A 17737-nucleotide genomic window follows, 5' to 3' on the forward strand; every position below is an offset into this window, starting at 1 on the left:
AACAATGGACTATGAACGCCTGATCGACGAAGAAACCTGGGCGTTCATACGCCGCACGGCCGAAAGCTATCCGGATGATGCGGTCGATTTGTCCATCGAGGACCAGCGTCGGGTCTATGACACGATGTGCAAGCAGTTTCGCCAACCGCGCCCTGCCGGTGTCGAAACCCAGGACCTGTACGCCGATGGCGTGCCGGTCCGCCATTATACCGCCGGGCATCCGACCCGAACGGTTGTCTATTTTCATGGTGGTGGCTTTGTCGTTGGCGGGTTGGACAGCCACGATGATGTCTGTGCCGAGTTTTGTGCGCAGACGGGATACCGCGTCGTTTCAGTCGACTACAGGCTGTGTCCTGAACATGTGCATCCAGCGCAGTTCCAGGATTGCTGGACAGCTGTGAAATGGGCGGCGGTCGAGTATGGCGACCCGCTTGTTCTGGCCGGGGACAGCGCGGGAGGAAATTTGTCAGCAGCTATTGCCCACCATGCGCGCGGGCGGCTGGACAATATTCTGGGGCAAGTCCTGATCTACCCCGGCCTTGGCGGAGATCAATCGCGCGGCTCATATCTTGAGCACGCCCATGCTCCTTTACTGACACTGGACGATATCAAGTTCTATGAAACAGTCCGATACACAGACGCCCAGCCGCAAGGCGATCCGACTTATGCGCCGCTACAGGGCGATGATTTTTCGAAACTGCCGCCTACTGTTGTGATTACCGCTGACTGTGACCCGCTCCGCGATGACGGGAAGGTCTATTGCGAGCGGATCAGCGCGGCTGGTGGTCAGGCCCATTGGATCAACGAACCCGGCCTTGTTCATGGGTACCTGCGTGCGCGAACCTCGGTAAGGCGTGCGGCAGACAGTTTCGAACGGATCTCGGTCGCAATCGAAGCACTAGGGCAAGAGATCTGGCCCTACGACTGAAGCCAGCCAGTTACTTCAGGAACGGCTTAGCCTTCATCGTCTCTGCAAGGGGCGCACCCATGCGGCTTAGAATTGTCGGGGCCAACTGGATCTGGTCGATTACGGTTTCCATGTCAGGCCCGTCGGCATCGCCGAAGTAATACAGCGCAGTTTCCTGTTGCAGGGGGCTGCGCCCTCCGTGGTGTCCGCGCTCGTCTTGGCCGTGATCGGCGGTGACGATCACCTCATACCCCAATTGGCGCCAGCGAGGGATGAACGGGGCCAGCATCTCGTCTGCAACAAAACAGGCATGATCCATTTCCCCGCAGTCGTGATAGAAACGGTGACCCATGCTGTCCAATGTGCAGGTGTGCAGGATGCCATAGTCCAACCCAAAGCGCAGACACAGATTGGTCAGGGTCGCAAATAGATCGACGTCGGACGGGGTCATCTGATTGTCTTTGCCGTAGCCGGTCATGCTGTGAAAGCGACCGTGATTGATGGTCTGGCTCTCAGGCTCGTCATATTCGACGTCGCGGACATAGTCGAACGGGTGACGGTTGAAGAACTGCGACCAGAAACTGTGTGTGACAGCCCCGGTCACACCGCCGGCCTCACGTACCTGGCTAAAGATATCCTTATGGCTCAGGCGAAAAACGTTGCCGTTTCCGGTGCAACCGTGTTCTTGCGGGGTTACGCCCGTATGGATCGATGCATAGCAACTGGCCGAAGTTGAAGGCAGCACTGCGCGGTGCTTCCACACCCGAGCTTCGCCGCTGTCGACCCAGCCTTCCAGGTTGCCAAACAGCCGGCGGAAATTCCGGTATGGTACTCCGTCCAGGATGATCAATAGTAGTTTACGGTCCATGGTTCGGCCCCTTGATCTGGGTATTTCATGCGGACGATACGCGAGTTAAAACCATGCGCCTGCCAAATCGCGTCCCAAATAATAAATTCCCGACGTCAGCCAAGATGCAAAACGCCGGGAATCCATTTCTTCAAAGTGATGTTACAGGCGCAGAGATCAGTTCCCCGCGCTTTCCATTTTGCGATGGGCAACGACCTCCTCCAGCCAACCCAGATGCATCTCGGGCACCGAGCTCAGCAGAAGGTCTGTATAGTCGTCGAATGGCGGGCTGAGCACCTGGCTCTTTGGGCCATAGCGCGCCACGCGTCCCTGATACATCACCGCGATGCTGTCGCTGATCGCCCGAACCGTCGCCAGATCGTGGGTGATAAACAGATAGGCCACATCCTCGATCTTCTGCAAATCCAGTAGCAGCTTGAGGATACCGTCCGCCACCAGCGGGTCGAGCGCCGATGTCACCTCGTCACAAATGATCATCTTGGGCTTGGCCGCCAAAGACCGCGCGATACACACGCGTTGCTTCTGGCCACCGGACAACTCGGCCGGATAACGGTCAATGAACTTCTCTCCCAACTCGATCTCGTCCAGCAGCTCGACGATCCGTTTGCGCTTTTCGGCACCGCGCATGTTGAAGTAGAACTCCAGCGGGCGCCCGATGATCGTGCCCACGGTCTGTCGCGGGTTCATTGCCACGTCAGCCATCTGATAGATCATCTGCAACTCGCGCAGGTCCTCGCGGGATCGTCCGGCAAGATCAGGCGAAAGTTTGCGCCCGGCAAACGTAATCACGCCATCGCGGGGCGGCAACAGGCCAGTGATCACCCGGGCAAGTGTCGACTTACCTGACCCGGATTCACCCACAACCGCCAGCGTCTGACCTGGATGAAGCTCGACATTGACGTTGTGCAGCACGTCGAAATTCAGCCCCTTGTAGCGCGCGGTGATACCGTCAACGCTTAGCAGCGGTTCCGCTGTGGGCTGTTTTTCCTCGTGCTCGATCGAACGAACCGAGACCAGAGCCTGCGTGTACTCTTCCTGCGGGTTGTTGATGATCTGATCGGTTGACCCGTATTCAACCGTATTTCCCATCCTCAGAACCATGATTTCGTCGCTGACCTGCGCCACGACCGCAAGGTCGTGCGTGATGTAGAGAGCAGCAACACCGGTATCGCGAATGGCTTCTTTGATCGCCATCAGCACGTCGATTTGCGTGGTCACATCCAGCGCCGTGGTGGGTTCATCGAACACCACCAGATCGGGTTCAGGGCACAGCGCCAGCGCCGTCATGCATCGCTGCAACTGTCCGCCTGAAACCTGGTGCGGGTAGCGGTCACCGATATTATCCGGGTCGGGTAGACCTAGTTTGGCGAACAGTTCCCGCGCGCGGCCTTCGGCCTCTTTTCGCGAAAACTTCTTGTGCTCGACCGCAGCTTCTACAACCTGATCCATGATCTTCTTGGCCGGGTTGAACGACGCGGCAGCGGATTGCGACACATACGCAACCTCACCCCCGCGCAGATTGCGGATATCGCCATGGGATGATTTCAGGATATCGCGCCCATTTACCCAAACCTCGCCGCCGGTGATTTCAACACCACCCCGGCCGTAGGCCATGGAAGCGAGGCCGATGGTGGATTTCCCGGCACCGGATTCTCCGATCAGCCCCAGCACTTTGCCGCGTTCAAGGTCAAAGCTGACCCCGTGCACGATTTCGATGTCATGGGGTTTCTCACCCGGTGGGTAAACGGTCGCACCGATCTTGAGGTCACGGACCTTGAGAAGGGTATCACTCATCCCCGGCCTCCTTTCAGCGATGTGGTTCGGTTCAGGATCCAGTCAGCCACAAGGTTGACCGAAATCGCGAGCGTCGCGATGGCCACGGCGGGGTAGAGCGCTGCGCCAATGCCATACACGATGCCGTCCTTGTTTTCCTTCACGATGCCGCCCCAGTCGGCCAGCGGTGGCTGAACGCCCAGCCCCAGAAACGAAAGGGTCGAGATGAAGAGAACCATAAAGATGAACCGCAGCCCAAACTCGGCCACTAGCGGTGACAGGGCGTTTGGCAGGATTTCGCGGAAGATGATCCAGGCACGGCCCTCGCCGCGCAATTTGGCCGCCTCGACATAATCCATCACGTTGATGTCGACAGCAACCGACCGCGACAGGCGATACGGACGTGTCGCGTCCAGAAGCCCCATCACCAGGATCAGGATCGGGACCGTCACCGGGACGATGGCCAGAATGACCAGCGCCAGGATCAGCGTCGGGATCGACATGACCAGATCAACTGCCCGGCTGAGCACCTGATCGGCCCAACCGCCCAGAACCGCAGCCAGCAAACCCAGCGACGTGCCGGTTACAAAGCTGAGGATCGTAGCCGCAGCAGCAATGAAGATGGTGGTGCGCCCGCCATAGATCATGCGTGTCAGTAGATCCCGACCGATATTGTCGGTGCCCAACAGGTGTTCGGCGCTTGATGGCTCCCACACATCGCCAACCACTTCGGCCATACCGTATGGTGCAATCAAAGGTGCGGCCAAGGCGACAAAGAAATAGAGACCTGTGAAAAACAGACCGATCATCGCCGAAATTGGAATATTCTTCATCATTTCGGATGCCTCAGTCTTGGGTTGGCCAGGATCGATACGATATCGGCCACCATGTTCAGCCCGATATAGACGGCGGCAAAGACCACACCACACGCCAGCACGACCGGCACGTCACGCTTGGTCACCGAGTCCACCAGGTATTGTCCCATGCCGGGATAAACGAACACCACTTCGACTACGACAACACCCACAACCAGATAGGCCAAGTTTAGCATCACCACGTTTACAATGGGTGAGATCGCGTTCGGAAAGGCATGTCGCGCAATGACCTGAAAGTTCGACAACCCCTTTAGTTCCGCCGTTTCGATATAGGCCGACTGCATCAGGTTGAGGATCGCTGCGCGGGTCATGCGCATCATCTGCGCCAGAACCACCAGTGTTAGCACGAATGCGGGCAACGCGATCGCATTGAGTTTTTGCCCGAATGACATCGAGTCATTGATCATCGCAAGCGAGGAAAACCAGCCCAGCTTTACCGAGACATAGTAGATCACCACGTAACCGATCAGAAATTCGGGGATCGAAACCGTTGTCAATGTGATGGCAGAGATCAGCTTGTCTGGCCAGCGGTTGCGGTAGCGGACCGCCAGCAGGCCCAGAAAGATGGCAAGCGGAACCGAAACCACGGCTGCGGCACATGCCAGAAACAATGTGTTGCCCAACCGTTTGCCAATGCTTTCAGCAATGTCGAGCTTGTTGGTCAGGGACTGACCCAGATCACCCTGAACGATACCACCCAGCCATTCGAAATAGCGGGTCAGGGCAGGCCGGTTCAGGCCCATTTCTTCGCGCAGGTTTGCAAGGGCCTCTGGGGTTGCGGACTGCCCCAGGACGGCTTGCGCTGCGTCTCCGGGAAGGGCTTCGGTCAGGCCAAAAATCAGAGCCGAAGCGCCAAACAGCAATAGGAGTCCCAGCGCGAGGCGCTGGGAAACCAGTTTGATGATAGGATGCATGATCCGTGGCCTGTTTTACGCGAACCACATCTTACGCGACACGTTGCCGTTCATCATCTCTTGTGTTGGATCGCTTTCCCAACCTTCCAGCTGGTTGCTGATACCTTCGACGAAGTCGTTGAACATCGGGCAAATCAAGCCGCCTTCGTCGCGGACCATTTGGCCCATCTGGCTATAGATGCCTTTGCGTTTCTCGACATCCAGTTCTGCACGTGCCGCGAACAGCAAGTCGTCAAAGGCCTGAACTTTGAACCGTGTATCGTTCCAGTCCGCAGTCGACAGGTATGCGGTCGAGTACATTTGATCTTGCACCGGGCGGCCACCCCAATAAGAAGCGCAGAAGGGTTGCACGTTCCAGACTTCGGACCAGTAGCCATCATTGGGTTCGCGCTTGATTTCCAGCGGGATACCGGCCTGCGCGGCCGTCTGCTGGAACAGGGCAGCGGCATCAACGGCTCCTGGAAACGCGCCATCTGCGACACGAAGGATGATCGGCGAACCATCATGGCCGGACCTTTTGTAGTGCTCGGCTGCTTTTTCGATGCTGAACTCACGCTGTTCAATGGTTGAGTCGAACAGTGGATAGGCCGCGTTGATTGGCATATCGTTCCCGATCGAGCCATAGCCGCGCAGAACCTTGTCTACGAGTTCTGTGCGGTTGATGGCGTATTTCAACGCAGTGCGTAGTTCGTTGTTGTCAAACGGCGCGGTATCACAATGCATGATAAAGACATAGTGACCGCGGCCAGCGGTTGAATGAACCGTTAGATTTGGCGCACGACCAAGCAGATCGGCGACTTTCGGCTCGACCCGGTTGATCGCGTGAACTTGTCCGGATTGCAGCGCCGCGGTTCGCGCGGTTGCGTCATTGATGACGACGACTTCGACACTGTCGAAGTTGCCGAAATCAGAATTCCAGTGGTTCTCGTTCTTTGTAAACAAGTGACGCACGCCGGGTTCGTCAACTTCCAGTTTGTACGGTCCAGTTCCGATACCCGCTCCAGGATTATCCATACCGCCATCAGGCTGAATGATCAGGTGGTAGTCGGCCATAAGATAAGGCAGGTCGGCGTTTGCCTCGGTCAGGGTGACCTGGAAGTTGTCACCGTCAGCTTTCATTGACTCGATGCCCTTCATGATGCCTAGGGCACCGGACTTGGAGTCTTCGTTCGAGTGGCGCTGCATGGTTTTCAGCACGTCTTCGCTGGTCATGGTCTTGCCGTTGTGGAATTCGACACCCTGACGCAGCTTGAAAGTCCAAACTTTGGCATCAGCACTGCCTTCAACACTTTCCGCCAGACGAGGCTCGATCGAGCCGTCCGGTGCAACTTCGACAAGCTGGTCACCAAATTGTTTGCCGTTCTGGAAGGGAACAGAGCTTGCGTAGGTCGCCGGGTCCAGAGAGTTAGTGGATTCACCACCCTGAAGACCAAATTTCAAATCACCGCCCTTTTTCGGGCCAGCAGCCCGAGCGGCGTCTGCGAACATTGTGCTGGCCATCGCAGCCGAAACACCCAAAGCCGCGGCTTTCCCCATGAATTCGCGGCGGGTCATTTTTCCGGCTGTGACCTGACCGGCCATATGCGTGATTTGTTCGTTCATCGAGTATTCTCCCTATCGAGTGGTTTTAACCCTTTTCGGGTTTTTGTTGACGCATGAGTCAACGTTGGCTTATTTCAGCGGGCCGGGCAAGGGTATTTCTCCTCAATGCCGAAGGCCGAAGCGCAAGTAACCTTGTTCGGTGCGAGGCCCTTTCCACAAGAATACTATGATACAATCGTGTTTCAGACCAGTTTCCGAGCCTTTACGGTCCGGGGCGGCATGAAATACGCCAAATCATCCACGTATTGCGACAACCAAGTCCATGACATTGGTGCCAGTTGGCCCGGTTGTCAGCAAGGCTTGGGCTTTTTCAAGAAACGAGCCGCTGTCAGCTTTTTTTAGGGCGGCTATACCGCTTTCGTTCCATGTTGCACCGGTAATGATTCCCCCTGCCGCATTGGTCGGTCCGTCTGTGCCGTCCGTGCCGCCGACAACAACTGTCAGGTTTGATTGCCCGGAGATTTCCCGCGCCAGTGCAAGTGCCAATGCCTGGTTTCGTCCACCGCGCCCAGGGTGATCCGGCAAGACCACAGTCGGTTCCCCACCGAAGACCATCACGCCCTTCTCCATGCCGCGTAGCAGTTGGCCAAGATGTGCGGCGACCTTCAGATAGTCATCATGCAGCGCCTCTTCATTGGCCCAAACCTTTAGCCCAGTTGCTTCGGCGGCTTGCGCAACCGCATTGCGGGCATGGGCGTTTGAGGCCACGATCCGAGTGGTGGCCCCAAATGTGTGGCTGGAAGGCAAAGCGCCGATACCCGATCCAATGATATTGAGGTCGTCGCCCGGTACGTCCGAGATGGCCAGAACGGTCGCGCGCGCGCCCGCAAAGTGCGACAGTAAACCCCCGCCTTTGATGCGGGACAGTTTGCGCCGCTCAGCGTTCATAGCGCCGATGTCCATTCCCTCTGACAGTAACTTGCGGTTCAACGCTTCAAGATCGCTCAGTGATTTTCCGGGCAAAAGGTCCTCGGCCAACGAAGACGCGCCACCCGACACCAGAAGCAGCACATGTGATCCGGGTTCCATCTGCTCCAGCGCAGCACGCAGAGCGCGCCCGCCTGCAAGGCTGCGGTTGTCCGGAACCGGGTGCGAGGCTTCGATCACCTCGACAGTGTCAGGCAAGTCCCGACCGTGATCGTCCTTGGTCACGACAAGCGTGGGCACCGCGCCGAACTGCTCCAACGCCGCCCGTGCCATGGCGGCGGCAGGCTTGCCAACGGCCAGAATACGATCCGGTTTCGGGATGTCGTGCAGGGCGGCCTCGGTGGCGGTGTATCCGTCAACGGCCTCAACTCCGGCGCGCCAAAGTTGAACGGCTTGCTTTTCAGTATCCATCAAGTCTCCACCCAGATTGTGACCGGTCCGTCGTTGACAAGTTCAACGGCCATGTCGGCCCCGAATTGTCCAGTTTCCACCGCTACACCTTGCGCAGCAAGGTGGTCTGCGAAGGTGTTATACAGATGCTCGCCCAGTTCGGGCGGTGCTGCAGTTGAAAACCCCGGCCTGTTACCGCTTGTTGTATCTGCCGCCAATGTAAACTGGCTGATCACCAAGGCTGACCCTTTTACATCCAGAAGCGAGCGGTTCATCTTGCCCGCGTCGTCCTTGAAGATCCTGAGTCTGGCGGTTTTCCGGGCCAGTTTTTCAGCCTGAGCCTCATCGTCCCCCTGCATGGCGCAGACAAGAATCAAAAGCCCCGGACCGGATGCGCCAATGACGTTGCCATCGACCGATACTTTGGCTTGCGAAACTCTTTGCAGCAACGCGCGCACGTGGTTCCCCCCTCTTGGCGATTATCTTGCCTGAGCGATGGTTTAGCCGCGCCAGTCGACAAAGTCACCCAGCGCGGCACGATCTGTGCGAAAGTTATTTGCGGGGTGCTTTCTGTCCGAATACCCAAAGGAAATCGCGCACAGGATCAGGCGGTCTTCCGGGATCCGAAAATATCTGTGCAGGAAAGGGCCATACGCGGCTAATGCGGCCTGAGGAATGGTTGCCACTCCCAACGCCTGCGCTGCCAACGAAAAAGCCGTAACAAACCCTCCGCAATCCATTGCGCCATATGGCCCAAGTTCCGCCGGGCTTGAGACGATGGCGCAATGCGGTGCATCGAACAGAGCGAAATTGCGCATCATTTGTTGGGCCGATCCTGCCCGGTCCCCGCGTTCCACACCGACTGCTTCATAGAGCGCCCAACCGCACGCGCGGCGGCGGTCTTGATAGACGCCTGAATATGACGCGGGAAACGGAAGATCGGGGGCCGGTGCGCCTGTTTCAGCTTCGTTTTGCATCGCCGCGCGGAACCTGTCGGTCTCTGCGCCGCTTGTGATCACCAATTGCCACGGCTGCGCGTTACACCAGCTTGGGACCCGGGCCGCGCTGGCCACGATTTGTTCGATCTGCTCCTTTGGTACAGGGTCGGGCAGGAAGGCCCGGCAGGATTGGCGTTTCTCCAGAAGGTTATTCAGTTCTGCGAATGACACTAGCGCCTCGTTGTTATGTTCCGACCCTCAGGATGATCATGCCGCGCGAGATGTACAAGCAGTTGCTATTGCTGCCCGTTGGCTGCCAGATACCCGACAACCCCGGCAACAAGCAGGCCCAGAACAACGGCAATCGTGATCTTGATGGCTGACCAGGGACGTTCCCCCTGAACCCGCCCGGTTCGACCGTTCACCACAAATCGATAGGTCTGCCCGCGATATTTGTAAGCCGCCATCCAGATCGGCAGCAGAATATGCTTGAACGTGACGTCTCGTACCTCGGTGTCTACCGTGTGGATACGCTGCTTGTCGCCCCCAATATCGAAACGAACATCCCGTTCGATCACGCGCGCCATATGCGCGCGGGCCTCGGTATAGCCCTCATTGAGTTCAACCGTATACGCCTCGGCGCGAAACCCGGCGAGGTATTCTGGCTGGTAAGGTTCAAGTGCCGGCAGATCCCAAGGCTGTAACGCGTCAGTGTAAGCCTTGGGCAGCGACTGCGAGGCCAGCACCAGAACGTCATCAAAAAACCGCGCAACACGACCTGATTTGGGCGACCAGCGCACTTTTGGCACCTGTTGCTGAACCCGTTTACCGTCCCGTATCACGGTGCGGGTTTCATAATAAATCACGCCGCGCTCACCACGGTAGGTGGACTTGGTGTCGGCATCAAAGGTCCAGTAAGGCACATAGATGCCCTGCATCTTGCGGCCCTTGCGGGCATAATCCTTCAACCCGTTTGGCGCGAACCATAACCGCCCCAGCCAATCGCTCATCGCCTTATGCGCCTCGCGCTCGTCGAAAGCAAAAGGCAGAACGCCCTTCGGTTTGATATGCCGGTTCACACCAGTGTCGGTTACCACCGGCGTGGCACAGAACGGGCATTCCGCAGCGTGCGTATTGGGGTCGAATTCAACCTGCGCCGCGCAGTTCGGACAGGACAGAACGCGGGTCTGTTCCAGCTCGCTGTCAGGCAGACGATCCGCAATGGCCGCGTCAAAATCCAGTTCGCGCAGGCTGGCACCTTGCCAGGGACCCGATCCGATGGGTTCGGAATGACCACAATGATCACATGTCAGCGTACCATCGCCAGGGCTGAACCGGTAATCTGCGCCGCATTGCTGGCAGGGGAAGCGGTGCTCTGCAAGGTCAGGGGCGTGTGTCATACATTACCCAATAGTGTCAGGACAGATGGAGGAGTATCGCGTTTTGGTCAGGCCCCCGGCGGCGGCGGAGGGAGAATGGTGAACAACTGCGCCAGTTCCTGCACGTCTCCGGCCTTCTTCCAGCCGTCCTGGCCCGCGGTCCAGACATAGGTGTCGCGCGTCAGATCGCCCTCGCTGACCATTCTGCCCATCCTAGCTTTGGAAAACGGGCCGCTGGTCTGCCCATCTACGGCGATATGCCAAACATGCTCGACCGGTGGCGGCGGCGGGGCCACATAGGCTGCCGGTCGCGGGGCAGCGGGGGCGGGTGCTCCCCACGGGCCGCTTGGCTGGCCTGCTGCGATGTTTGACATCTGCTGTGCCATTGCCATGCCCATTCCCATGCCAAGACCTGCGCCCATGCCACCGCCTTGGTTGGGGTTGCTGGCCGCAGCCGTCATCGCCTCCGCCGCGGAATACTGTGTGAATTTACCCAGATCTCCGGCCAATCCCATCGAGGTCCGCTTGTCCAATGCGGCCTCGACCGCTGGCGGAAGCGAAATATTCTCGATGTAGAATTCTGGCATTTCCAACCCATAGCCTTCCAGCACCGGGGAAACTTCGGCCGCGATCAGTTTGCCCAGATCAGCCGTGTTCGCCGCCATGTCCAATACGGGAATGCCAGATCCCGAAATAACGCGGCTGAACTCCTGCACGATGATGTTGCGGACCTGAAAGCTGATCTCGTTCATGGTGAATTCGCCGTCGGTTCCAACGATTTCCACAAGGAACCTGGCCGGGTCTTTTACGCGCACGGTATAGGTGCCATAGGCACGAATGCGGGTCGGCCCAAACTCGGGGTCGCGCAGCATGATCGGGTTCTTGGTCCCCCATTTCAGGTCGTTGAACCGGGTCGTGTTGACGAAGTAGATCTCGGACTTGAACGGCGACTGAAAGCCATGATCCCAGTGCTGCAACGTGGTCAGGATCGGCATGTTGTTGGTCTCAAGCATATAGAGACCTGGCGTGAACACATCCGCCAACTGCCCTTCATGCACAAATACGGCCGCCTGACCTTCGCGCACCGTCAGCTTGGCACCGTATTTGATTTCATGGCCTTCACGCTCGAACCGCCAGACCATGGTGTCGCGAGTGTCGTCTACCCAATGGATGACGTCAATGAATTCTCCGGTCAGAAAATCGAATATTCCCATTTGGGTTCTCCTGTCCTTGGTGTCAGAGCGGCTGCCCCATCATTTCCCGGGCAATGACATGCACGATGGGGCGGGCCTGATCGACTGTCACGCCGGGCTCCAGCCGCTTATCATAAAGCATTGTCAGCAGTTTTTCGTCATGGCTCGTCAGCAGGGCAAACTCGTCATCATCATTGAAGATCGATGGGCGCGCTGCCGGGCTGTCGTTCGACAATCCCAGCCCCTGTGCGATTTCTTCGTGGATACAGCTGCGGCGGACCAGTTCGGTCAGCTCGGCCCGGATCAACGCAACGGCGCGCACATATTTGTACGGAGACGCCGTTGTCGCCGAGGCAAAAACAAAACAATCGAAATTCGATCTCGGATTTGCGACCAGCTCTAGCGAAGCCTGACTGATATTCGGGATCAGCTGTTTCAGTCGGGACACCACATAGGTGCTGTCGTCCTTGCCCGCGAAAAAGACGTGGAAGTTAGCGTTTCGGGAGACCACGGAAATCGGATGATCCGTCAGCCTCGCCAGGCGCGTGGCAAAGGATTGAACCCGTTCCGCATCCTGTTCCCGAACAGCGGGCAGCACGGAAGGCCCAAACTCGGTCTGGATGCGCACCGGCCCCGACCACCGGCTGAGTTGCCCGTCTGTCTGGCGGGAACCGATGGAAACGTTTTGGGTCGGATATTCGCTGTAGAACGCAATCGCTTCGAAATTTCGCGCCAGATCCTGGGCGTCATAAGGCGTATCGGGGCCGCCCCCGTCTGTCCGCAATAACCCCCGGACCAGAAGGTCGCGTTCGACACGCTGGTAAAACCGCGCCAGATCCTGACTTGCGGCAGATGGCGGTACATAGGCATTCGCCGCAACAGAAACAGGCGCCGGGCGCGCTTGTGGTGCAATCGAGGATGTCAGTGTTTCTTCGCAATTGGCCAAAGCCAAAAACGCCGCCATCCCCAACCCCAGTTTCAGATATGTAATATCCCGCACGCCCAGTTCAGCCTCAGCCGGGGACAGCGGTTCCAGCGTTGTCGCCGGTCCCGTCTCGTCGCGCCTTGGCGGATGCCAGAGTGTCGCGCAGTTCCGCTTCCATCTTCTGCAACTCGGCCTCGGCGGCAGCACGTTTGGCTTTTCCTTCATCCGCAATGGCAAGGCTTTCGTTGATGGTGCCGATCAGGTCTGCGTTGGCCTTTTTGACAGCTTCGATATCGAACACGCCGCGTTCCATTTCCTCGCGGATCATCTTGTTCGACTGACGCAGATTGGCAGCATTCGAAGTCAAAAGCTCGTTGGTCAAGTCGTTGGCGTCGCGCACCGCGGCGGCAGCTTCGGCACTGCGTTGAATGGTGACGGCCTGTGCCAGCTGGGTTTCCCACAGGGGCACGGTGTTCACCAGGGTCGAGTTGATCTTCGTGACCAGCGACTTGTCGTTCTCCTGCACCAGCCGGATCGACGGCAGCGACTGCATCGTGACCTGACGCGTCAGTTTCAGATCGTGCACGCGGCGCTCCAGATCGTCACGCGCGGCGCGCATGTCCCGCAGTTCCTGCGCTTTCATCACCTGTTCTTCTTCTGGCGCGGCCTGAACGGCGGCTTCCCTTTCGGGGATGTCATGGCTGTCCAACTCGGTCAGCTTTTCTTCACCCGCTGCGATGTACAGCGCCAGTTCATCGTAGAAACCCAGAGTTTTTTCATAAAGCAGGTCCAGCGATTTGATGTCCTTGAGCAGTGTATGCTCATGCCCCAGAAGATCGTCGGTTATGCGGTCGATCTGCCCCTGAACTTCTTCGAACTGAGCGGTAAATTTCGCAAATGGCGCGGCCCTGCCCAGCAGCCTTTCCCACCAGCTGCGCTCGCGGCGCACATCCAGTTCACTGACTGAAAAACCGCGGATGGTGGTCACGATATTGCGTAGGCTGTCGCCTGCCGGGCCAACATCCTTGTTGCGCACATCCGCAAGCATGGCTTGACTGATTTCCTGCAATTCGGCCTGAGCGGAAGACCCGAAAGCAACAATCGAATTGGTGTTGCTCATGTCGATCTCGTCCATGCGCTTACGAATCTCGGCACTCACAGGTTCGTCGGCTTCTTCAAGCGAGATTACCTCGGCCTTTGGTTCGGGCAGGGCAACTGCGGTGACTTCCTGCACCAGTGTTTCGGCCTGAGCCGCCTTGTTCTTGATCTCATCGGACATGGGGATGTTCCTCGCTCAAATAATGGCCGGTCAGTCCAACCGGACGCCTTCGCGCTGCAGTCTTTCGCGCAGCACGTCGATTTCGACCGTCAGATCACTGCGGTCATCCAATAGCATTTTGCGCGTACGCGCGGCGAAATTCTGTTCCAGATCATCCAGTAGCGCGATGTAGTCTGTCATCGCCTGCGCATCGCGGGTCCGGGCATAGACATCCGCGAACTTGACCGTCGCATCACGCGCGCCCTGAAGATAAACCGTCATGTATTTCCGCGCGCCCGCCAGATCGCGGGGGTCTTCCTCGACCGTTCGGAAAAGGTCACGTGCGGTGTCCTGGAACCGTTCCAAACGGGCTTCGATCCGGCGATCACCCGCGCGTTTGATGGCGTCAGTCATCTCGGAAAGACGGTTTTCCGCATCCTCAACGACCCTGGCAACGCGATCTTGCTGAAAGGTGTCAATTCCTTCCATGCCCTTGTCCTTCATCGGATCAAACCCGAAGGAGGCCGAATGCAGAACGGTTGCTGCCACGCCGAACAAGACAGGGGCAAGCAGGCTGACTTGTGATGCCGCTTCAGCATTCAGAAACTCGGTCCGGTAGGACGCAAGACCGGCGCCCAGCCCTGTCAGAAGGCTGGCAAAGATTTTGCGCGGAAACGCAGGCCGGCGGGCGGTCTTGCGGGCGTTAAACGCGGCTTCGGCCCGCAGACCTTCGCGCAGCAAGAACGCAGCTGCCGTCAGCAGGCCAGCTGCGATCAGACCTATGGTCATGCCAATCGCGCCGTCGTTCAGCGACAGAAATACCAATGGGATGGCCGGTATGAACAGGACATTGGCACGCGCGCCCGCAGGTTCGACCCGCGCGCCATCGAATTGCCCACGGGGCTGAAGAGTGTCGCCGGACGTATCATCCTGAGGGCTGTACTTGCCGCCAAATCGCTTTGCCATGCGTTACAAGCCCCCAAGCACGCCTGTGCACACGCCAAACAAGAGCGCCAGCAATACGGCGTAGGCGAATTTTTGCACTCCGCTTCCGGACATCACGCTCCCCAATTAGCAGCAATCACAGAAAATTTAGGGGATACGCAGGCTTGGCGCTAGGGGGAAGGTTGCCGAACCTGCATCACTTGCGGGGATTCTTGCCGATGGGCGGGCGTTTTCTTTGTGGTCGCGTCGGGCGTTTGGGGGCCGCTTCGGGTTTGGCATCCGAATCCAGCCCAAGTTGATCGCGCATAACGCGGCGGCGGATTTCTTCGACTTCGCCCGGCTTCAGATTGCCCAATTGGAACGGGCCGTAAGAAACCCGCAACAAACGGTTCACATTAAAACCGATATCTTCCATGGCCCGACGGATTTCTCGGTTCTTTCCTTCGCGCAGACCGATGGTCAGCCAGGCATTGGCCCCTTGCTGGCGATCCAGCGTGACGGTCATCGGCTGGAACCGCTCTCCCTCAATCACCAGCCCTTTGCGCAACGGTTCGAAATCTTCGTCTTTCGGGCGGCCGTTTACCCGCACACGGTATTTGCGCAACCAGCCGGTCGCGGGCAGTTCGAGCTTGCGCTTGATAGCACCATCATTAGTCAGCAGCAGCAGACCTTCGGAATTCAGGTCAAGCCGACCAACGCTCATCACCCGAGGCATGTCTTCGGGCAGCTTGTCGAAAATCGTATCGCGCCCTTTTTCGTCGCGGGTTGTCGTAACCAGCCCAGCAGGCTTGTGATACAGCCACAAACGCGAGGGTTCCGGTTCCGAGACCGGTTTGCCGTCGACCACGATCTTGTCTTTCGCCGTCACGTTCAGGGCGGGGCTGTCGATGGTCTTGCCATTCACGGCCACGCGGCCAGCTTCGATCATGCGCTCGGCCTCGCGCCGCGACGCGACGCCAGCGCGGGCCAGGACTTTGGCGATCCGGTCGCCGGGAGGAGGGGTCTTGTTCATGTCTGGGCCATACCCTATCCCGCGCGCTTGCGAAAGGCAGGTTTCTGATGCAGTCAGGGGCATGGTATTCAAATCGCATATGGAACAGGCACTGCGTGAGGCGCGCGCAGCAGCGGATCGCGGCGAAGTGCCCGTTGGCGCGGTCATTGTAGGGCCGGATGGCTCTGTTGTGGCGGAGGCAGGAAACCGGACGCGTGAGTTGAACGATCCTACTGCGCATGCAGAAATCCTGGCTTTGCGTGCGGCCTGTGCCAATGCCGGATCTGAAAGACTGCCCGGATATGATATCTATGTGACACTGGAACCCTGCGCCATGTGTGCAGCGGCACTGGCGGCCGCGCGCATCCGGCGCGTTTACTATGGGGCTTCTGATCCCAAATCCGGCGGCGTGGCCCATGGCGCGCGGGTTTTTTCCCACCCGCAAGCACATCACAAGCCCGAGGTCTATGACGGCATTGCCGCCAAAGAATGTGAAAACTTGCTGCTGGATTTTTTCGCGGAAAAACGAATAGAAAAATGACCGGGATTTGACAGGACGGCCACTGTCAGTTCCAGTCCAGGCGATACACTGTCTGCTGCCCGCCGAACCCTTTCAGTGCGACCGATTTTGGCGAGCTAAATCTCAGACCGCCCTCCGGGCTGACCAGCAATCTGGTCACGTCGGTGACATGAATTTCATTCGGGCCACTTACGTCTGTCACGCGCGCGGCCTTATTGACGACGGACCCGAAGAAATCCTCATCTTTCTGTATGACGTCGCCGGTATGAATTCCAATCCGCAGACCCAGAGGTGTTTCGGAATTTGCCAATGCGTTCTTTCTTTGCAGCTCGATTGCTGCCTGAATCGCATCCTGGACCGTCGGGAAGATCGACATCGTGCCATCCCCAAGGGATTTGACCAGCCGTCCCTGATGGGCTTGGATAAGGTGTTCAGCCAGATCAAAATGACCGGAAATAAGCTGGGCCCATTTTTTGTCACCCAAGTGCCGGGTGATATCTGACGACCCGACAATGTCAGTGAACATGACCGAAGCGGTTCCCTCGGTCTGATCCTGTGTGAACTCCTGTTTTGCGGCTTCGATCAGTGCATTCAACACCGAATGCTCGATGCCGATCTTTTCCATGTTCGAGGTCGGGTTAGACACATGCAGCTGCACCATTTTCCAGACGCCGTCTTCCAGATGCAGAACAAATGTAAAGCGGTGCCAGGCTGAATTGTCGTTCGAATGAAAGGTCAGCGTTGCTTCGCAAAATGCCCAGCCCACATCCCCACATTCAAAGGCTTCCAGCGAATGTTCCTGCCAGTCATAGTCCGGGATTTCCTTGGTGTGATCCGTGAAGCCACGGCGAAACACCTGCCCGGACCATGCCTCTTCATCCGCCGAGCCCTGATACCGCAGGTGTTCCGAGGATGACAGCATGTTGACCAGCACAGCCCGATCCTTATCATGAACGGCTTGATTCCATCGCCGAACAACTGCGATCAGTTCCGGTGAAGGGACAATGTCGCTGGTCATATCATCCCTACAGCTTTATCGCCTGCATAACCTGCGGTTCGATGACGTCTACACCCGGCAAAGCACCTGCCAGCGCCTGAGCGGATTGCTCAAGAATCGGGAAGGTCTTGTAGTGGCAGGGAATTATCGTCTTGAAGTTGAAGTATCTTTTGGCGGCGTAGGCGGCAGCTTTCATATCCATGGTGAAATGCCCGCCCGCTGACAGGATGCCGATATCAGGTTTGTAGTAATCCCCCATCCAGTCCATGTCGGCCATGATGTCGGTATCACCTGAAACATAAAGCATGCGCCCCTCGGCACTGATCATAAAGCCG

The 17737-nt window shown here is 57.7% G+C and carries 18 protein-coding genes; 2 read left to right on the forward strand and 16 right to left on the reverse strand.

What is annotated here, in order from left to right; all coding sequences use genetic code 11:
• The first annotated feature begins 4 nt into the window (after positions 1 to 4).
• Positions 5 to 928 carry an alpha/beta hydrolase gene (locus AC2FND_RS07520; protein ID WP_209504645.1) on the forward strand — a complete coding sequence of 308 codons (924 nt, stop codon included), beginning with the start codon at positions 5 to 7 and terminating at the stop codon, positions 926 to 928.
• Positions 929 to 938: 10 nt separating this feature from the next.
• Here the strand turns inward: AC2FND_RS07520 and AC2FND_RS07525 are convergent, their stop codons facing one another.
• The 14 genes from AC2FND_RS07525 to AC2FND_RS07590 form a co-directional block, all read right to left on the reverse strand.
• Positions 939 to 1775, reverse strand: coding sequence for an alkaline phosphatase family protein (locus AC2FND_RS07525; RefSeq protein ID WP_496768901.1), 837 nt, complete (start codon positions 1773 to 1775; stop codon positions 939 to 941).
• A 156-nt stretch (positions 1776 to 1931) separates the two neighbouring features.
• The gene (locus tag AC2FND_RS07530; protein ID WP_496768902.1) at positions 1932 to 3569 is read right to left on the reverse strand and encodes an ABC transporter ATP-binding protein; all 1638 of its coding nucleotides are present in this window, start codon (positions 3567 to 3569) and stop codon (positions 1932 to 1934) included.
• On the reverse strand, positions 3566 to 4381 hold the full coding sequence (locus AC2FND_RS07535; RefSeq protein ID WP_209504928.1) for an ABC transporter permease: 816 nt from the start codon (positions 4379 to 4381) through the stop codon (positions 3566 to 3568). Before AC2FND_RS07535 ends, AC2FND_RS07530 begins: the two co-directional genes overlap by 4 nt.
• Positions 4381 to 5337 (reverse strand): ABC transporter permease, encoded by a 957-nt coding sequence (locus AC2FND_RS07540; protein WP_209504642.1) that lies wholly within the window; start codon positions 5335 to 5337, stop codon positions 4381 to 4383. Before AC2FND_RS07540 ends, AC2FND_RS07535 begins: the two co-directional genes overlap by 1 nt.
• A 15-nt stretch (positions 5338 to 5352) precedes the next feature.
• On the reverse strand, positions 5353 to 6939 hold the full coding sequence (locus tag AC2FND_RS07545; protein WP_496768904.1) for an ABC transporter substrate-binding protein: 1587 nt from the start codon (positions 6937 to 6939) through the stop codon (positions 5353 to 5355).
• Positions 6940 to 7173: 234 nt separating this feature from the next.
• Positions 7174 to 8277, reverse strand: a complete 1104-nt coding sequence (locus tag AC2FND_RS07550) for a glycerate kinase type-2 family protein (protein WP_496768906.1) — start codon at positions 8275 to 8277, stop codon at positions 7174 to 7176.
• Positions 8277 to 8714 (reverse strand): D-aminoacyl-tRNA deacylase, encoded by a 438-nt coding sequence (dtd, locus tag AC2FND_RS07555; RefSeq protein ID WP_480831460.1) that lies wholly within the window; start codon positions 8712 to 8714, stop codon positions 8277 to 8279. Before dtd ends, AC2FND_RS07550 begins: the two co-directional genes overlap by 1 nt.
• Positions 8715 to 8756: 42 nt before the next feature.
• On the reverse strand, positions 8757 to 9425 hold the full coding sequence (locus AC2FND_RS07560; protein WP_480831461.1) for a nitroreductase: 669 nt from the start codon (positions 9423 to 9425) through the stop codon (positions 8757 to 8759).
• A gap of 65 nt (positions 9426 to 9490) precedes the next feature.
• Positions 9491 to 10594, reverse strand: coding sequence for a TFIIB-type zinc finger domain-containing protein (locus tag AC2FND_RS07565; RefSeq protein WP_496768908.1), 1104 nt, complete (start codon positions 10592 to 10594; stop codon positions 9491 to 9493).
• A gap of 47 nt (positions 10595 to 10641) precedes the next feature.
• Entirely contained in the window at positions 10642 to 11787 is a 1146-nt protein-coding gene (locus AC2FND_RS07570; protein ID WP_480493719.1) for an SPFH domain-containing protein, read from the reverse strand.
• A gap of 22 nt (positions 11788 to 11809) precedes the next feature.
• Entirely contained in the window at positions 11810 to 12766 is a 957-nt protein-coding gene (locus AC2FND_RS07575; RefSeq protein ID WP_496768910.1) for a DUF2927 domain-containing protein, read from the reverse strand.
• 13 nt (positions 12767 to 12779) lie between these two features.
• Positions 12780 to 13970: a toxic anion resistance protein gene (locus AC2FND_RS07580; protein WP_209504635.1), complete on the reverse strand. Its 1191-nt coding sequence runs from the start codon at positions 13968 to 13970 to the stop codon at positions 12780 to 12782.
• Positions 13971 to 14000: 30 nt separating this feature from the next.
• Positions 14001 to 14915 (reverse strand): 5-bromo-4-chloroindolyl phosphate hydrolysis family protein, encoded by a 915-nt coding sequence (locus AC2FND_RS07585; protein WP_496768911.1) that lies wholly within the window; start codon positions 14913 to 14915, stop codon positions 14001 to 14003.
• Positions 14916 to 15090: 175 nt separating this feature from the next.
• A complete protein-coding gene (locus AC2FND_RS07590) occupies positions 15091 to 15906 on the reverse strand; it encodes a pseudouridine synthase (protein ID WP_480506194.1) in 816 nt (271 codons plus the stop codon).
• A 61-nt stretch (positions 15907 to 15967) separates the two neighbouring features.
• On the opposite strand from AC2FND_RS07590, the gene AC2FND_RS07595 reads away from it, so the two are divergent.
• Positions 15968 to 16426, forward strand: a complete 459-nt coding sequence (locus AC2FND_RS07595; RefSeq protein ID WP_496768912.1) for a nucleoside deaminase — start codon at positions 15968 to 15970, stop codon at positions 16424 to 16426.
• A gap of 25 nt (positions 16427 to 16451) precedes the next feature.
• On the opposite strand, the gene AC2FND_RS07600 is transcribed toward AC2FND_RS07595, so the two are convergent.
• Positions 16452 to 17423 (reverse strand): adenylate/guanylate cyclase domain-containing protein, encoded by a 972-nt coding sequence (locus AC2FND_RS07600; protein ID WP_496768914.1) that lies wholly within the window; start codon positions 17421 to 17423, stop codon positions 16452 to 16454.
• Between the two features lie 7 nt (positions 17424 to 17430).
• On the reverse strand, positions 17431 to 17737 hold a 307-nt coding region (locus tag AC2FND_RS07605), incomplete at its 5' end, for an MBL fold metallo-hydrolase (RefSeq protein ID WP_496768916.1).

The organism is Ruegeria sp. BHSB056, from assembly GCF_059613305.1.